Raw genomic sequence first — 18,768 nt, 5'->3', positions numbered from 1 at the left:
ACAAGTATATACTATATGGATATAGGTATAATTTGATGATTGGAATAGAGAGATTATAAAGATAATATTAAGTTAGAACATTTCTATTATGGTAGCAGCTAAATCTTTAGGTGGAACATTCATATCATCATTAAGCCACTGTTGTACAACTCCAATAAACCCTGAGATTGTATAAGGAATGTAATAATGGGCTTTTGTATTAGAAAATGAACTGTTTACTGGTAAATTAGCATATTTTATAAAGTTCTTAAATTTTTCTATAAAAGCATAATCTCCATCATGTCCAAGTAATATTTTAAACATATCTGCATTGGTTTTTATGAATTCAAGTAAATAAGTTAAAAATGATAATAAATTATCATAGGAGGCTGTTTCTTCTGAAAATTTGTCATAGGCCTCAGTAAAATCATTGAATAATCCTGTTTCGATTTTTTCTAACATATCATATATATCATTGTAATAAAGATAGAAAGTTGATCTGTTAACATCAGCCAAGTCAGTAAGTTCTTTAACAGTAATCTTATTTATTTTCTTTTCAGACATAAGTTTTGTTAAGGCTTCTATTAAAACTTTCTTAGTTTTTCGTATACGTCTATCTACTTTATTTTGCTCCATAATAAAAAACCTCCAAGTAAGCAGTTATGATTAGCGAATATTAAATAAATTAATCATTATATATTAAGTAGTTTGGCTATAATTACAAAAAGTATTAATAAATCCTAATTGAAATAGATAATTGTAATAGAATTGTATAAAGTCAGTGCTTTAAATTGATTATAATTTTAAGTATAATACTTTAAGGAGTACTAAGGTTAAAATTAAAATAGGATTATCCTAATTTAAAGAAATGGAGAGAAGTAATGACAGATTACCATAAATTATTAGGCGTAGAAAAGAATGCATCGAAAGAAGAGATAAAAAAAGCTTATGAAATGCAAGTAGAGAAAATAAAAAAAGAAGTGGTTAATGAAAAAAGACTTAATCAATTTTTAAAGATATTTGATGAGGCTTATGAAGCTTTAATCAGCTTAGATGAAAATCAATCGGTTAAAGAAAATTTAACAGTAGCTATAAATCCAAAAGAAATACAAAAAGAAAAAGATTATAGTAATGAAGATGAAGCTTATACAAGTAGGCGTAATTCTAAAAGTAAAGCAAAAAGTTCTGGAGGGAAAAGTAATAATCTAAAGAGAAAAGAAACTTCAAGAAATAAAGAGAGAAAAAATAGTTTAAACGATGATAAAGAGGAAAAAGGAAGAAAACAAAGAGCAGCCGAAAAAAAATCGCAAAATGATACTAAAAAGGCATTTAATTTGATTATGCTGCCATTTAAGATATTGGCGTTCCCATTTATAGTTGTATTGTCAGTAATAATAGCAGTATTACAGGTTATAAACATAATTTCGTGGATAGCAACTAAAGTATTAATCGTTGGATCTATATCTGTGGGAGCCATACACTTATATCAGGTTAAAATGGGACAAACGATAAATTATAATATATTAATTTTGGCTGGTGCAGTATTATTAGCATCATTTTTCTTACCATACATCTTAAAGTTATTATTAAAAGTTTTACAAACAATAAATGATGTATTAAAAGGCTTTGTTTTTTAGGATACATGAAGGAGTTATTAAATGAAATACTATTTAGCACCCATGGAGGGAATTACTGAATATATATATAGAAATTCTTATGAAAAGTTTTTTGGAAACGTGGATAAATACTTTACACCTTTTATTGTCCCAAATGAAAGTAGAAGTCTTAAGACTAAAGAGCTTGTAGATGTCCTACCTGAAAATAATAAAGGCATGAACATAGTACCTCAAATACTTACTAACGATGCAGAAGGCTTCATTAATACTTCTAGAAAATTACAACAACTAGGTTATAGCGAAGTTAACTTAAATTTAGGATGTCCTGCTAAGACTGTTGTTTCAAAGAATAGAGGCTCAGGATTTTTGGCAAAAAGGGAAGAACTAGACTCATTTTTAGATGAAATATTCAAGATGGATGATATTAAGATTTCTATAAAAACTAGAATAGGAAGAGAAAATCCAGAAGAATTTTATGAGCTAATAAAGATTTACAATAAATATCCTTTGGAAGAGTTAATTATTCACCCTAGAACACAAAAAGATTTTTATGGAAATAAACCTAATTTATGTGTATTTAGAGATGCCTTATCACTAAGTAATAACCCAGTATGCTACAATGGAGATATTTTCACAATTAATGATTATAATAAATTAGTAGCGGATTTTCCTGAGGTAAATACAGTAATGCTAGGAAGAGGCATACTTGCTAATCCAGGGTTGATTAACGTAATAAAAAATAATATTAATACAAGCAAAAATATATTAAAAGATTTCCATGATGAAATTTTAAATAGATATATAGAGGTGTTTCCAGAGGATACATATGCAATAAATAGAATGAAAGAGCTATTTGGATATATGATTTACATATTTTCAGATAATAAAGAATACGTTAAAAAAATAAGAAGTGCACAAAAGTTAAGCGATTATACTGAAGCTGTGCAAAGTTTATTTACAGAGCAAGAAATTATAAAGGAAGCTGGATTGTTTTATAATAAGCAATAAAAAATAGGACCTGATTTTAATAGCAATATTAAAATCAAGTCTTATTTAATTGGGCAGAAAATTAAAAGATATTCTAAAATAGATACATATATAGTATTGATATTTAATCTGAAATTTATTCAAAACATATATTGACAATTAAGGATTACAGTTGTATTCTAATTATAGATTACAATTGTAATACAAAAAAGAGGAGTGAAAGTTATGGGAGAAATACCTAAGATATCTGAGGCAGAATGGGAAGTTATGAAAATTGTCTGGACAGATTCACCACGCACATCAAATCAAATTATTGAGGCATTAGAAGATACAAAAGATTGGAAGCCAAAAACAATAAAGACATTAATAAGCAGACTAGTTAGCAAAAATGCACTTGGATTTAAAGAAGAAGGCAGAAAATACTTATATTATCCAATTGTAAATGAAAATGAATGCATACGTGCAGAGAATCAAACGTTCTTAAGTAAAGTTTATAATGGAGCTATTAAAAATATGCTAGTAAGTTTTATAAAAGAAAGTGATTTAAGCAAAGAAGATATAGATGATCTTAAAAGGATATTAGACGAGAGGAATAAGTAGTGTTGTATGTACGAGTATTTTAATTATCTTGACCAGCTATTTAAAATAATATTTCAAACATCTATTACTGGCAGCATATTGATTTGTTTCATTTTAATTTTTAGAAGATTTTACAAAGAGAGAATAGGTATAAAGTTTCAGTATGCATTATGGTTTTTAGTAATACTGCGTTTAACCATATTTAAGCTTCCTGAGAGTACTTTAAGCATGTTTAATCTTATAAATAAATTAGGAAAAAATATATTGTTATTAATTCCTAATAAGGAAGTACATTTTGGAAGTATGTTAGAAAAGGGGAGCAGTCAAGCTAATTCTATGTCTAATCATGATGTTATCCTAGGAACTATAAATTCCATTGATTTTAGTAATAACGAAATTAATAGTTATAGTTTATCAAGTTTAACTACATTGAGTCTTGTATGGCTTATAGGAGCAGTGTTTATATTCACATATATTCTATTTGCATATAAAAAACTGAGAAATAAGATAAGCAGCGAGTCCATACAAAATAACATCGAATTTTTAGATGTTTTAAAATACTGCCAAAATAAAATGAAAATTAAAAGAGATATACTGCTAGTCGAGACTTCTAGCGTAAAGACACCAGCGCTACTAGGTTACTTTAATCCAATGATTCTAATTCCAACAGATATTCATAAGATAATATCTGTTGATAAATTAAGATATGTATTTCTTCATGAATTATCTCACTTTAAACGTAAAGATATAGTTATTAACTGGATAATAATTTTTTTAAAGACTATTTATTGGTTTAATCCAATTATTCATTATGGTCTTAGAAAGATGAAAGAGGATATGGAAATATGCTGTGATTCACTTGCACTTTCTTATACAGAAGATGAAGAAGTTGCGGAATATGGATTTACAATCATAAATTTAATAGAACATTTTTCAAAGTCAGTTCATTTAGTTGGGGCAACTTCCATAGTAAATAATAAATCTGAAGTAAAAAGGAGAATTGTTATGATAAAAGTTTTTAATAAAAAGGCCTATAGATTTTCTGCAATGGCAGTTGCATCTTTGCTTGTAATTAGCGGAATTGCACTTACTGATGCAAAGGCATCTGCAAATATAAATGGAGCTAGTAATGCAGTAAATGTAGATAAAATTGATTATGCTTTTGTTAATGATCCTAATATAATAGGTGAGTGGCAAGGCGTAGATTTTGTTGAAAACATAGAAGATTTCAATGTAAATGATAAGAAATTCAAAGGTGATTTATATGTTAAAGAGTTAAACTTTACAGAAGACGGAAAGGTAGCAAAAACTGTATTTACATGGACTAAGGATCACATTCTTAATGATGCTGACAAAACTGACAGTAGTTATGTAATCAAAGATATTGATGGCTCAACTTATATGTTCTTTCAATGGAAGAGCGGGGATTATACAATTAGAGGAGAGAAACCTTGCTATTACGTATTGAAAAAAGTTAGTTCTACCCCATCACTTAATACTAATATATCTGGTAATGAAGTTGAAACGAGAGCTGATAAAGTTGACTACCCTTTTATTAATGATCCTGAAGTAATTGGAAAATGGGATAGCGTTGATTTTGTGGAGGATATAAATAACTTTAATCCAGAGAAAAAGTCATGGAATGGAGATTTATATTTAAATAATTTAATCTTTGATGAAAATGGTAAAATAGAGAATAAAAATATAACTTGGACAAAAGACCTAGTCTTAAATACTAGCGATAAAACTGCTTCTAAATATATAATAAAAGAAATAAACGGTTCAAAATATATGTTCTTTGAATGGAAAAATGGTGATTATATAGAAAGAGGAGCAACTCCTTGGTACTATGTTTTGAAGCAAGCTAAATAATAAAACAGGATAACATTAAAAATATATTAAGAAAATAGTCATTCACATAGATATCCAACTTTAAAATTAGATTTATGTGGTAACTTACCGAAATCATAAATATTTTGTTCCGAAAAGCTATGAAAATATCGCTGAAGATTCTAAGTTGCAGATTTCACCACTTTGGCATGCTCCCACTTTCCTAGGGAAGCTCGACTCATTACATTCGCTGAGGAAGTTCGAGAACCCAAAAGAAAATTTTGGACTCTCACTTCACAAGCTAAAGCGGAACAATCTACAACTAACAATCTTAGCAGCTCATTTTCAAATGTTTTCTTCACAAATATATTTATGATTTCTAGTTAAGGTAACCAATTATATATAGTGAATATGGAAATATGTTCACATAATAAGTCTAAAATTAATGCTGTTCATCTATAGAATGGCTATTTTTTTGTAAAAATTTCTTACTATTTGCAATGGAAAAATATAGTATCATATTATTAGAATTTATGGAAAAGTTACAGGAACAGAAGAGTAATAGAGTATTATGGAAAAGATTTATTGGTTTTTTAAAATTTACGGGAACATTTTTGTTTTCTGCCCCATCTAATGATTGTAATACTTAGCTAGGTAGTATAAATTAAGGAGGAAAAAGATGGAGTTGATATCATTTTTTGATTATAGGAAAAAGTCAACAGTATCTAAAGCGAAGAAAGGCGACAAAGAAGCTTTTTTAGCTCTTATAGATGAAAATAGATTGAATATTTACAGAGTAGCCAGAGGGATTTTAAAGGATACAGTGGATATTGAAGATGCGATTCAAAATACAATAATAAAATCATTTCAAAAGATAAATTCTCTAAAACAAGATGAGTACTTTAGAACTTGGTTGATTAAAATTTTAATTAATGAATGTACTCAAATATTAAGAAAAGGTAAGAGAGTTACTTATTTATCTGAAAATAGCGATACAGAGATCTATAATGATAGTTATGAAAATATTGATTTGACAAAGGCTATAAATTCATTAAGCGAAGAGTTAAGAGTGACAACAGTACTATTTTATTTTGAGGATATGAGTACTAAAGATATTGCAAAATTGCTGAAAATTTCAGATGGAACAGTTAGATCTAGACTCACAAGGGCAAGAATAAAACTTAGAGAAATAATGGGCGAGGTGGAGATATGATAGAATTAAATGATGATTTATTTGATGATAAAATAAGGAAAAAGCTAAAGGATGAAATTAATTATGTACCAAATGATATTAATAAAAAGATTGATAGTACACTTAACAAAATAAATAAGAAAAGATTTACTATAAAGAAAGCTTGCTGCATATTGGTAAGCTGTATAGGGGTAACACTATTACTTGGAATGGCTATGCCAACATATGCAAGCAATATTCCTATCATAGGGAATATATTTAAAATGTTTACCAACAAAACTTATGAAAATTATGATGAATATGCTTCTGATTTAAACATAACTAAGGAAAGTAGCGGCTTAAAGATGACTATTGATAAAGTGGTATACGATGAAGTTCAATTATCAATATTCTATACTATTGAAAGTGAAAAGGAAATACAAGATACTCCAAGATTTCCAGGAGCAAAATTAAGAATAAATGGCAAAGAAACTGCTTTTAGTGCAGGTGGAACAGGAAAGCTTATGAATGATAATAAAACCTTTGCGGGTTCTATAGAGTACAATGTGTCAAAGCATAATTCAGTGCCTAAGGAGTTTCAAAATGAACATTTATTGGGTGGATATGTAGAAATACCAGATAAATTTGTATTAAATCTAGATATAGATGAAATAGGATTAGATAATCCTATTAAAGGAACTTGGAACTTTAATATTCCTGTAAGTAGTGAAAAGGTTAATGGGAAAGTGAATGAAAAGGAATGCGATATAGATTTAAGCAATATAGTTAGTGGATATCATATAAACAAAATTATTACAACACCACTAAATACAGTGATACAAGGAACACGTATGGATGATGAAGAAAATGCTAATAGATTATCTTTTGCTGTATTTGATAATAAAGGAAGATATATTAAAAACAAGTCGGGAGAAGCAGTAGGTCATAAAGATAAAGATGGAAATTATATAATGTATTTCAGTAATGGTTTTAAAGAAATTTATGATGATACTGATTACCTAACATTTATACCATGGAAATATAAAAATAATGATAGCCATGAAACTGAAAATAATATTACTGAAAAACTAAATTTAAAAGGAGAAACAAAGTTATATTCCAGTGAGGGAAAAGAATATATGACTATTACTAAAGTGAATATTGAAGATGGAAAAACAAAGATTTATTATAAATCAAGATATGGAGTCAATGCAGCACCAATTGAAATAGTAGATAATAAAACTGGTGAAAATATAATCTCATTTAATGAGGATTATAATTTTGAAGAACAAAAAGAAGCTACTACTTATAATGCAGATACTGATGAGTATGCAATTACTTGTGATAAGGAAATTAAAGATGGGGACTATTCTGTTAAAACCATAGATAAATCAAAATCTATCGAAGTTTATGGTGATGAAAAATTCACAATAAAAATTAAATAGTAGATTATATATTTTTTACAAAAATAATTCTTCATAATAATTCAAAAATATTGCAAGAATTTTAGCCGTAATTGTGAATTGTAAAATGTGCATTGTGAATTGAAACTATATTTTTGAAGGTGCCTCTTAGGCTTATAGAAGAGGCACCTTCATTTTTTTAGAGATAGGAGATTTAGGATTGCCGTGGATATTACTTATTATATTTTAATAAAATATCAAAATAATTGGACTCTTTATGGCAAATCATTTAAAATTGATATAAGAAAATATAGGTTTATTTTTATTAGTGTGTATTTTAGGGCTTACTTAAGGATAAAAGAAAATAACATAAATTTTTTGATACTAATAAAAACCTATTAGACTATATATAAAACAATTTGGGGAGGAAACTTGATGAATTTACAAATTAAAGAGTTATTAGAAAAAAGAATACTAGTACTAGATGGGGCTATGGGGACTTGTATTCAAAATTATAAATTAGAGGAAAAAGATTATAGGGGGAATTTAAACATCTCTTGTAATCAAAAAGGAAATAATGATATTTTAAATCTCACTAATCCTACTATAATAAGAGAAATTCATGAAGCCTATTTGGAGTCTGGTGCAGATATAATTGAAACTAACACATTTAATAGTACGAGTATATCTCAAAAAGACTACGAAATGGAAGATAAAATATATGAACTTAATTTTGAAGGTGCAAAGCTTGCAAAAGAAGCTGCAGATAAATTTACAGCAGAAAATCCAGATAAACCGCGTTTTGTAGCAGGATCACTTGGACCAACAAATAAAACTGCATCTTTATCACCTGATGTCGAAAATCCAGGTTATAGAAATATAAGTTTTGATGAATTAGTTGAGGCTTATAAAGAACAAGTTTTAGGGCTTATAGATGGAGGAGTAGATTTAATTCTCATAGAAACAATTTTTGATGCATTAAATGCAAGAGCTGCTCTTATGGGAGCAAAGCAAGGATTTCAAGAAAAAGGCAAGAACTTACCTGTAATAATTTCTGGAACTATTGCAGATAAAAGTGGAAGAATTCTTTCAGGTCAGACTTTAGAAGCTTTTGCAAATACTATGGTAGATGAAAGTATAATTACAATAGGTCTTAATTGTTCCTTTGGAGCAAAAGATTTGATACCATTTGTAAAATATCTTTCAAGAACTCAAAATAGATACATAAGTGTTTACCCTAATGCAGGACTTCCAAATTCCTTTGGGGAATATGATGAAAAGCCAGAAGAAACTGCAGCTTTAATAAAAAGTTTAGCAGAGGACGGATGTCTTAATATTGTAGGTGGATGTTGTGGTACAACACCAGATCATATAAAAGCAGTAAGTGAAGCTATAAAAGACATTTCACCTAGAAAGATACCAGACATTGAAACTGAAACAGTTTATTGTGGTTTAGAAGCTCTTAGAGCAAATAAGGAAAATAACTTTATTAATATTGGTGAAAGAACAAACGTAGCAGGTTCAGCAAAATTTGCAAGATTAATTAGAGAAAAGAATTATGAAGAAGCTTTATCTATAGCTAAAGATCAAGTTGAAAATGGAGCACAAATAGTTGATATTAACTTTGACGATGCTCTCTTAGATGCAAAAGAAGAGATGGATAAATTCTTAAAGCTTTTAGCAAGTGAACCTGAAATTTCAAAGGTTCCAGTAATGATTGATTCTTCTAAGTTTGATGTTCTTGTAACTGGACTTAAAGCCATTCAAGGAAAACCAATTGTAAATTCCATAAGTCTTAAGGTAGGAGAAGAAGAATTTAAGAGACAGGCGTACATTATAAGAGATTTTGGAGCAGCTGTTGTAGTTATGGCTTTTGATGAAAATGGGCAGGCAGATTCTTATGAAAAGAAGATAAGTATTTGTAAAAGAGCTTATGATATTTTAGTAAATGAAGTTAATTTCCCTCCACAAAATATAGTATTTGACCCTAATATCTTAACAATTGCTACAGGAATAGAAGAGCATAATAATTATGCGGTAGATTTTATTAATGCAACTAAATGGATAAAAGAGAATTTACCTTATGCAAAAGTAAGTGGTGGTGTAAGTAATCTTTCATTTGCATTTAGAGGTAATAATGTAATAAGAGAAGCTATGCACTCAGTATTTTTATATCATGCAATAAAAAATGGAATGGATATGGGGATCGTAAACCCTGGAATGATACAAATTTATGATGAAATTGATAAAGGCTTACTTGAAAAAGTAGAAGCGGTTATTTTTAATAAAAGCGAAAATGCAGCAGATGAGCTTTTAGAATTTGCAGCCAGTTTCAATAAGGTAGACAATAAGTTAGAAGAAAACAAGGAAGCCTGGAGAAATGAAAATGTCAAAGAGAGGTTAAAAACTGCTCTCGTAAAAGGTATAGACAAATATATTAAAGAAGACGTGGAAGAGGTAAGAACAGAATATAGAAAGTCATTAGAAGTAATAGAAGGACCTCTTATGGATGGAATGAATGAAGTAGGGAAACTTTTTGGTGATGGTAAGATGTTCTTACCTCAGGTTGTAAAAAGCGCTAGAGTTATGAAAAAGGCCGTAGAAGTTTTAAGACCATATTTAGAAGAGGAAAAAAGCAGCAGCGGAAGCATTAGTGCTGGAAAAGTAGTTTTTGCAACTGTAAAAGGTGATGTTCACGATATAGGTAAAAATATTGTGTCAGTAGTGCTTTCTTGTAATAACTTTGAAGTTATTGATCTTGGAGTAATGGTTCCTACTGAAGTTATTTTAGAAACAGCTAAGAAAGAAAATGCAGATATTATCGCTTTAAGCGGTCTTATAACACCATCCTTAGAAGAAATGTCAAATGTGGCAGAAGAGATGGAAAAGCAAGGATTTAAAATTCCTCTAATGGTAGGTGGAGCTACAACATCAAAGGCTCATACAGCAATTAAAATTGCACCTAAGTATTCTGGTGGAGTAATTCATACAACTGATGCGTCAAAAGCTGTTGAAGCTGCTAAACTTCTTTTAAATAAGGATAAAAAAGCTGAATATCTTAATAAAATAGAATCAGAATATGAAACTTTAAGAGAAACATTTAACAAAGTACCTAGAAAATTTGTCACTTTAGATTATGCAAGGGAAAATAATTTCAAGAAAGAATGGGATAAAGAGGAAATCGAGAAGCCTAAAATGTTAGGTATAAAGAAATTTATTAATTTTCCTATAGGGAAATTAAGAAAATATATAGATTGGAGCTTTTTCTTCATTGCTTGGGATATGGGAATGACATATCCACAGATCCTTGAAGATGCAAAATACGGTGAAGAGGCTAAGAAATTATTAGCTGATGCTGAAAAAATGCTTGATAAAATGGAGCGTGAAAATATTTTAAAAGCAAATGCAGCCTTTGGTCTCTTCGAAGCTAATTCTATAGGCGATAATATTGAAGTCTATAATGATTCTGAAATGATTAACTTTAATCTTTTAAGGCAGCAAGAAGTGAAAAAAGATAACACATATATGTGCTTATCTGATTTCATAGCTCCTAAAGATACTGGAATAAAGGATTATATAGGTGCTTTCATAACAACAGGTGGAATAGGCGCAAAAGAATACGCAGATAAGCTCAAAGCCTCTGGTGATGATTATGGTGCAACAATGGTTATTTTACTTGCAGATAGACTTGCAGAAGCCTTTGCAGAATATGTTCATGAAAAAGTGAGAAAAGAATATTGGGCATATTCGTCAGATGAAAATTTATCCATCGAAGAAATATTTAAAGGTAAATATAGAGGAATAAGACCTGCAATTGGCTATCCTTCCCTTAGAGATCACTCAGAAAAAGTTAAATTATTTAACTTACTTGATAAAGAAGGAGAACTTAATGTAAAACTTACTGAAAGCTATATGATGTCACCAACTGCAAGTACCTGTGGTCTTTACTTTGGAAATAAAGATGCTAAATACTTTGACATTAATAAAATAGCTCAGGATCAGTTTGATGATTATGCCCAAAGGAATGGCAGAGATAAAGGTGAGCTTAAAAAGCTTATGTATACAATTATAGATTAGGATTCTTTTGATAAAAAACAGAAGACAGTTTAATTAAAAAATAAACTACATAGGTTTTTACTTTATAACAGCAGTTTAGTGTGTCAGTATGAGATGACATGTTAAACTGCTTTTTCCAGCATGTACATAAGTATAACTTATTTTAAAATTCTACATGAAGTAAATATTATCTGATTGTTGCCAATTATTCTAAATTTTAAAGTGAGATCTTATAAGTTGTTTTATTATATGACCAAAAGCTTACTGGTAAGCACATTAAACTCACATTGTATATAACCCATATAAACTTCATTTAACAATTTATATATTATCTTAATGAAGCTTATATGGGCCATTTTTATGGATTGGAATTTTATTTGAATTATTATATGCTTGCACTTTAATGCAATTAGTTTTACTTTAAGCTATTTGATGAATCTGAAGAACTTGTCATATTGCCTTTTTTAGAAGCAGACTTTTTAGAACTGCCAGAGTAAACACTACTAACAGAATTTTGTACTGAATCATCTGAATTTAATATCTTTAGACCTTTAACGTCGTATGCATTTCTAACCATAATTTATGTTCCCCTTTCAATTTTTATAAACTAGTAAAATTTAGATAGACTTAATTTAGCTAACAAATATATTTTGTCTTGATTTCTTTAGTTTATTACAGGAAGTTTATCACTTTGAATGATTATTATAGTATTAAAAATCAGCTGGAAATGGTCAAATTACTATTGAAAATAAGATTAGCATATTGTATAATGATAGAAATTAAAATTTAGGAGAAAGTATTATGAAAGCATTTAATATGAAAAAAATAAATTTCATACATCATCACCAGTAAGACTTGGTCTGTTAAAGCGGCAGATACAAGTCTATAATTCGTAGGCTTGTATCTGCTGGTGATGATAAATTAAATGTCAGTAATAATTTGTTAAGCCATGTGGGATATATGCCTGCATGGTTTTTTGTCATTTAAAGCAAAATATAAAACAATTTATTTGTCAAATATAAAAATTAATATTTAAAAGGAGATTAAGATTATGAAGAACAATAAAATACAACCAAGTATATTACCAGGATTTATGGAGCTATTGCCTAAGGAGCAACAAATATTTAAAGACATAGTAAGAAAAATAACTAAAGTATATGAAGAAAATGGATTTATGGAAATTGATACTCCAGTCATTGAAAAGTCTGAGGTATTATTAGCTAAAAGTGCAGGAGAGACAGAAAAACAAGTTTATAGATTCAATAAGGGAAGTAATGATTTATCTTTGAGATTTGATTTGACAGTGCCGTTTGCAAGATATTCATCACAGTATTTTAATGAATTAACATTCCCATTTAAAAGATATCAAATTGGAAAGGTATATAGAGGTGAAAGAAACCAGAGAGGAAGATACAGAGAATTTTATCAGTGTGATATTGATATTATAGGTAATAACAAGCTTAGTATTAATAATGATGCATTTGTAATAAGTATGGTTTCTAAAGGATTTAAGGCTATCGGTTTAAAAAAATATAAATTTCAAATAAGCAATAGAAAGATATTATCAGCTATTTTAAAAAGTTTAGAGATTGGTAATGTAACTGAAGCCCTAATATTAATTGATAAATACGACAAAATAGGAGAGGAGGAGTTTAAGAAATCATTAGATGAATTAATTGGAGTGGGAAAGGCAGATGTTATTAATAAAATTATAAATATAAGTGGAAGCAACGAATCTGTATTGGGTCAACTAAAGAAATTAAATTTCAATTCAGATGAGTTTACAAAAGGTCTAGAAGAACTTGAAGCAGTTAAAAAAATGCTTGAGCTTTTCGGTGTAGAAGATAATGAATATGCAATTAACTTAAAAATAATAAGAGGACTTGATTATTATACAGGGACAGTATTTGAAACATTTTTAATGGAGAATGAAAAATATGGCTCTATATGTTCAGGTGGAAGATATGATAACTTAGCACAAAATTACACAGATAAAGTATTACCTGGAGTAGGGATATCCATCGGTCTTACGAGATTATTTTTTGTATTAAAAGAAATAGGATTTCTTAATAGCTACAAGGTAGAAAAATCAATGGAATATTTAATAATACCGATTGGTGATACGCTTGAATATTGCACTGAGATATATAAAAAATTAATTGATAAAGAAAAATATGTAGAAATATATCTTGAAGATGATAAATTAAAGAAAAAACTTAACTATGCAAATAAATTGGGGATACAGAAAGTGATATTAATAGGTGAAGATGAAGTAATAAGCAAACAAGTTAAAATAAAAAATATGATTAGTGGTGAAGAAAAAATAGTTGATATTGAGAGTCTGGAACTTTTGTATAGCTTATAAAAAATAGGAAACACTTCTTTCAAAAAATAAAAAGGCAAATTGAAAGAATTTAGACAATGATAAATAAATTTAATCTTTCGCACTGTTTTCATATAAAAACACTATACTTTAAGTGAAATGTAGTGTATACTACAGTAGATTTATGAATGTTTAAAGTGCTAGTTTTGATGTTTATATTAAGAGTTATCTTACAATCTTTTTTTATAATTTAACCATTCATAAATTACAGATATAAAAAATTAAGCAATTAATGAAATAAAAGGTTGCAATTTAAAATAAAAGCTGTTATAATAAATTTTGTAAGAAAAAGAAAAAAGGTTTTTTATAGATAGTATGGATTTCTCCTTTTAGAGAATTATATGAATCGATATTAATCTTTAATTTTAGAAGGAGGAATTGAATATGCAAGATAAAACTTTAGTATGTAAAGATTGTGGAAATGAATTTGTTTTCACAACTGGAGAACAAGAATTCTACAAAGAAAAAGGATTTGACAACGAACCAGTAAGATGTCCTGATTGCAGAAGAGCTAGAAAGCAACAAAATAATAGAAGATAGTTTTGATTATTTTAGGAGTTATAAGATTTTCTTATAACTCTTTTTTAATTCTTTAGGAATTATAATCAAATCGGTGGATAACTTTTGGAAGCTACAGAAACATATAGTCTGCGAAGCGGATTTTGTTCTATAGTGTGAAAATTTTAAAATATATAAAAAACAGGTGAGAAAAATGATAAGATAATTGCTACATTTTAGATTTAATAGTAAATAAATTTTTGCTATAGAGGTTTTTATAATGTGAGGGTTCTTGAGCGGTTAATCCCTAAAAGCTGCTTTCCAAAAAATTAGTTAATACCAAACCAATAATAGAGCGAAGAATCTATTTTATATTTTGAGAAATTCTTGAACTTATAAAAAATCAACGTAGGAATATCTTATGTTGATTTTTTTTATTTATGGTGGTACAATATCATTAAATTTGAAATTTGAGGTGAAATGATGATTAAATTTTCTTGCTAATTTTTAAAGTGCAATATAATAGAGGAGTGAATGAGTGGACTCTGTTTATTTTGTTGTACCTATGCAAGAAAGTTATTCTATTTTCTCTTAATATATATTTTATGTTATGCTATATAAATTAGCTAAACTATGTGTATTTATGAGCTGTAAGGATAATAATTTCTTGCAGCTCTTATTTTTTTCTAAACTACGATGCAAGGAGGTGAAAAGTATCATGGAAAATAAAGATATAAACCTAACACATGACAATCTTCATATAAAGCCGGATACTTCAAGCGACGTTTATATTTATATGAAGTAGAAGCAGTCGCCTAATTTTCCGACTTTGTTATTTTAGACTAATAATAAACTAATTTCAAAGGAGGACAAATGCATGTCTTTAATAAATGTTACAAGCCTTACCTTCTCTTATGATGGTAATTACGATACTATTTTTGAAAATGTTAGTTTCCAGATTGATACTGATTGGAAATTAGGATTTACGGGAAGGAATGGACGAGGAAAAACTACTTTTTTGAATCTTTTACTTGGAAAATACGAATATACTGGAAATATTTCAACCAATGTAAATTTTGAATACTTTCCGTATGAGGTAGGAGAACAAGAAAATTTTACAATAGATATTATAAAGGAAATTAGCCCAAATTCAATGGATTGGGAAATAATGAAAGAATTATCCATGTTAGATATAGATGACGATGTTCTATACAGACAATTTTATACTCTATCAAAAGGAGAGCAGACCAAGGCATTGTTAGCAGCTATGTTTTTGAAGGAAAATTCATTTCTGCTCATTGATGAACCTACAAATCATTTGGATGCTGAAGCTAGAAAAAAACTTAGTAATTATTTGAGAAAAAAGAAAGGATTTATTCTAATTTCACATGATAGGGCTTTTTTAGATAATTGTATTGATCATGTTCTCTCAATAAATAAGACCGATATAGAAATACAGAAAGGTGATTTCTCAAGTTGGTGGGAAAATAAAAAGAGACAGGATGGATATGAGTTAGCAGAAAACGAAAAACTTAGGAGAGACATTAATCGTTTATCAGAATCTGCTAAGCGAACTAGTAGTTGGTCAAGTGAAGTGGAAAAATCAAAAAAAGGAACAACTAACTCGGGCTCTAAGCTTGATAAAGGCTATGTTGGTCATAAAGCTGCTAAAATGATGAAGCGTTCCAAATCAATTGAAAATAGACGAGAAGCTTCAATTGAAGAAAAATCTAAGCTTTTAAAAAATATTGAAAGTTCGGACAGCTTGAAAATCTCTCAGCTTGTCTATCATAAAAATAAGCTTTTGGAACTCGAAAATGTATCGATATTTTATGGAGATACAATGGTTTGTAAAGATATCAATTTAAGCATTGAACAAGGTGAACGAATTTCACTTAAAGGTAAAAATGGAAGTGGAAAATCAAGTATTATCAAGCTTATTTGTGATGAGAATATAAAATATACAGGAACTTTTAGAAAAGGCAGCGGACTAAAAATATCATACGTGTCACAGGATACCTCTTATCTTAAGGGAAATTTGACTAACTATGCTCTTGAAAACAGCATTGATGAAAGTCTTTTTAAAGCAATTTTGAGAAAACTAGATTTTTCAAGAGAGCAATTTGAGAAGGATATATCATCCTTTAGTGGTGGGCAAAAGAAAAAAGTACTGATTGCAAAAAGTCTTTGTGAAAAAGCTCACTTGCATATTTGGGATGAACCCCTTAATTTCATTGATGTTATCTCTCGTATGCAGATAGAAGAGTTGTTGCTTGAATATTCGCCAACACTATTATTTGTAGAGCATGACAGTGAGTTTTGCAAAAATGTTGCAACAAAGATTGTAGAGCTTTAGTTAAATCAATTTAAATTTATTAAAGTGGGGAGCAAGGGCTCTCCACTTCTTGGTTATCTATTACTTAAGTATTTTTATTTACATATTTCTTCATAGCCTCAAAACTCTCATTGCTTATAACATGTTCAATTCTACAGGCATCTTCAACAGCAATTTTCTCATCCACACCAATAGATTTTAACCAGTTAGAAAGAAAAGTATGCTTTTCATAGACCATATTTGCTATTTCTTTACCTGCGTCAGTGAGAACTATATTTCCCTCATCTGTTATAGCTATATATTCTTTTTTACGAAGATTTTTCATAGCAACGCTTACACTAGATTTTTTAAAATTAAGCTCGGTAGCAACATCAATAGAGCGGACAGAGTGTGATTTTTGGCTTAATATTAAAATTGTTTCTAAATAGTTTTCGACTGATTCATTTATAGCCATATAAAGACCTTCTTTCAATAAAATCTATGTAATGAAATTTAAATTTTAATGAAGTAAGTATATCATAATGCACATTTAACATCAAATTATAGATATCCAACTCTAAAACTAAATTTATGTGGTAACGTACCGAAATCATAAATATTTTGTTCCGAAAAGCTATGAAAATATCGCTGAAGGTTCTAAGCAGCAGGTTGTATCCACTTTAGCATGCTCCCACTTTCAGTGTAACAAGCTAAAATGGAACAACCTACAGCTAAGAACCTTTAACAGCTCATTTTCAAATGTTTTCTCCACAAATATATTTATGATTTCTAATGAAGATACAAACTTAAGTTCTTTGTAACTTTGTAAATATAGTCATCTAATAAGTCTAATTTTCAAGTTGTAAGATGCATAACAGCATATATCTCATCTGTAATTTTATGAGAAAAGTAATTAATGCACTGGACAATCTTACTAGAATATATTAAACTAATATTAGTTAGTTAAGACTAACTAAAGTTGCTTTATTATCCAATAGTGCAATTGATTTGAATTTTTGTGATGATTTTATCATGCATGTTATTGTGAAATAGGGGCACTATATAAATATAATATTGAGTTAGTTAAGACTAACTAAAAAAATAATATTAAGTAATTATAAAATATATGAACTTTAAGATTTTTTAATATATACGTTGCAAAAATAATTCTTCATCATAATTCTAAAAATATTGCAAGAATTTTAACCGTAATTGTGAAATGTGCATTGTGAATTGCAATATATATCATTAGATAAAACATAATAGTTAAATGAAATTATATATGTGAATTTCTAAAAAGTAAATTCGCTTAAAAATATTATTCTATAGTTAGATGAGAGAGGTGGAAAAGAGAAATGAGTATTGTTATAATTGGTGGCCATGATCGAATGGTTTGTGAATACAAAAAAATATGTAAGAATTATAATTGTAAAGCAAAGGTCTTTACTCAAATGCAAAGTAATTTAAAAAAGCAAATTGGAAAGCCTGACCTACTTGTATTGTTCACAAATACTGTATCACATAAAATGATACAATGCGTGTTATCTAATACTGATACAAATGAAGCTGAATTAATACGATGTCATCAGAGCAGTGGAACTGCCTTGAAAAAAATATTAGAATGCAAGTGCTGTAATATTAGTAATTAAAGTTTTAAATTTATTTAAAGGAATTCAGAAATATTGTACAACTATTTTAAGTAGCCGTACAATATTTCTTTTTATTCTCAAGGAGTCTATATTGAAGTGAAATCAATGGATATTGTAGCGAGGATAAATTACGAAAAAGAAGGAACTAGATAGTTATATCTCAAGAGAAAATATATTTGACTTCAAAATTCTTCTCATATGGTTCAAAAAAAGTAGATTCAAAAAATATGCTAGGCCGTTTATAAAATCAGATGAAATATGTTAAGCTTTTTGATATACTTAAAAATAGAAAAAATTATCTGG

Annotated in this window: 14 protein-coding genes; 11 read left to right on the top strand and 3 right to left on the bottom strand. The window is 28.5% G+C overall.

What is annotated here, in order from left to right:
• Nucleotides 1-72: 72 nt before the first annotated feature.
• Nucleotides 73-615 (bottom strand): TetR/AcrR family transcriptional regulator, encoded by a 543-nt coding sequence (locus F3K33_RS15760; protein WP_039773381.1) that lies wholly within the window; start codon nucleotides 613-615, stop codon nucleotides 73-75.
• A 245-nt stretch (nucleotides 616-860) separates the two neighbouring features.
• On the opposite strand from F3K33_RS15760, the gene F3K33_RS15755 reads away from it, so the two are divergent.
• The 7 genes from F3K33_RS15755 (at nucleotide 861) to metH (ending at nucleotide 11,642) form a co-directional block, all read left to right on the top strand.
• The gene (locus tag F3K33_RS15755) at nucleotides 861-1,616 is read left to right on the top strand and encodes a molecular chaperone DnaJ (protein ID WP_039773380.1); all 756 of its coding nucleotides are present in this window, start codon (nucleotides 861-863) and stop codon (nucleotides 1,614-1,616) included.
• A gap of 21 nt (nucleotides 1,617-1,637) precedes the next feature.
• Nucleotides 1,638-2,603, top strand: coding sequence for a tRNA dihydrouridine synthase (locus tag F3K33_RS15750; RefSeq protein WP_039773379.1), 966 nt, complete (start codon nucleotides 1,638-1,640; stop codon nucleotides 2,601-2,603).
• A 204-nt stretch (nucleotides 2,604-2,807) separates the two neighbouring features.
• Nucleotides 2,808-3,182, top strand: coding sequence for a CopY/TcrY family copper transport repressor (locus F3K33_RS15745; RefSeq protein WP_009170362.1), 375 nt, complete (start codon nucleotides 2,808-2,810; stop codon nucleotides 3,180-3,182).
• 6 nt (nucleotides 3,183-3,188) lie between these two features.
• On the top strand, nucleotides 3,189-5,033 hold the full coding sequence (locus tag F3K33_RS15740) for a M56 family metallopeptidase (RefSeq protein ID WP_039773378.1): 1,845 nt from the start codon (nucleotides 3,189-3,191) through the stop codon (nucleotides 5,031-5,033).
• Nucleotides 5,034-5,670: 637 nt separating this feature from the next.
• A complete protein-coding gene (locus F3K33_RS15735) occupies nucleotides 5,671-6,204 on the top strand; it encodes an RNA polymerase sigma factor (RefSeq protein ID WP_039773377.1) in 534 nt (177 codons plus the stop codon).
• The gene (locus F3K33_RS15730) at nucleotides 6,201-7,607 is read left to right on the top strand and encodes a DUF4179 domain-containing protein (RefSeq protein ID WP_039773376.1); all 1,407 of its coding nucleotides are present in this window, start codon (nucleotides 6,201-6,203) and stop codon (nucleotides 7,605-7,607) included. The genes F3K33_RS15735 and F3K33_RS15730 overlap by 4 nt, the downstream gene beginning before the upstream one ends.
• A 393-nt stretch (nucleotides 7,608-8,000) precedes the next feature.
• Nucleotides 8,001-11,642 (top strand): methionine synthase, encoded by a 3,642-nt coding sequence (metH, locus tag F3K33_RS15725; protein ID WP_039773375.1) that lies wholly within the window; start codon nucleotides 8,001-8,003, stop codon nucleotides 11,640-11,642.
• A gap of 394 nt (nucleotides 11,643-12,036) precedes the next feature.
• Here metH and F3K33_RS26425 read toward each other — a convergent pair whose 3' ends face one another.
• Nucleotides 12,037-12,198, bottom strand: a complete 162-nt coding sequence (locus F3K33_RS26425) for a hypothetical protein (protein ID WP_167514416.1) — start codon at nucleotides 12,196-12,198, stop codon at nucleotides 12,037-12,039.
• 474 nt (nucleotides 12,199-12,672) lie between these two features.
• On the opposite strand from F3K33_RS26425, the gene hisS reads away from it, so the two are divergent.
• The 3 genes from hisS to F3K33_RS15710 all read left to right on the top strand — a co-directional run bounded on the left by hisS (nucleotide 12,673) and on the right by F3K33_RS15710 (nucleotide 16,858).
• Nucleotides 12,673-13,986, top strand: coding sequence for a histidine--tRNA ligase (hisS, locus tag F3K33_RS15720; protein ID WP_023974962.1), 1,314 nt, complete (start codon nucleotides 12,673-12,675; stop codon nucleotides 13,984-13,986).
• A gap of 402 nt (nucleotides 13,987-14,388) precedes the next feature.
• Complete coding sequence (locus F3K33_RS15715; RefSeq protein WP_008425645.1) at nucleotides 14,389-14,544, top strand: zinc-ribbon domain-containing protein; 156 nt, start codon at nucleotides 14,389-14,391, stop codon at nucleotides 14,542-14,544.
• An 835-nt stretch (nucleotides 14,545-15,379) separates the two neighbouring features.
• Nucleotides 15,380-16,858, top strand: a complete 1,479-nt coding sequence (locus F3K33_RS15710) for an Lsa family ABC-F type ribosomal protection protein (protein WP_039773374.1) — start codon at nucleotides 15,380-15,382, stop codon at nucleotides 16,856-16,858.
• Nucleotides 16,859-16,922: 64 nt separating this feature from the next.
• On the opposite strand, the gene F3K33_RS15705 is transcribed toward F3K33_RS15710, so the two are convergent.
• The gene (locus F3K33_RS15705; RefSeq protein ID WP_039773373.1) at nucleotides 16,923-17,291 is read right to left on the bottom strand and encodes a metal-dependent transcriptional regulator; all 369 of its coding nucleotides are present in this window, start codon (nucleotides 17,289-17,291) and stop codon (nucleotides 16,923-16,925) included.
• An 880-nt stretch (nucleotides 17,292-18,171) separates the two neighbouring features.
• Here F3K33_RS15705 and F3K33_RS15700 point away from each other — a divergent pair.
• Nucleotides 18,172-18,465, top strand: coding sequence for a DUF2325 domain-containing protein (locus F3K33_RS15700; protein WP_039773372.1), 294 nt, complete (start codon nucleotides 18,172-18,174; stop codon nucleotides 18,463-18,465).
• The last annotated feature ends 303 nt before the right edge of the window (nucleotides 18,466-18,768 follow it).

Origin of the sequence: Clostridium beijerinckii (genome assembly GCF_008705175.1) — a bacterium.
Lineage (GTDB): Bacteria > Bacillota > Clostridia > Clostridiales > Clostridiaceae > Clostridium > Clostridium beijerinckii.
The sequence above is the reverse complement of the archived record's forward strand: the minus strand, read 5'-3'. Positions and strand labels throughout refer to the sequence as shown.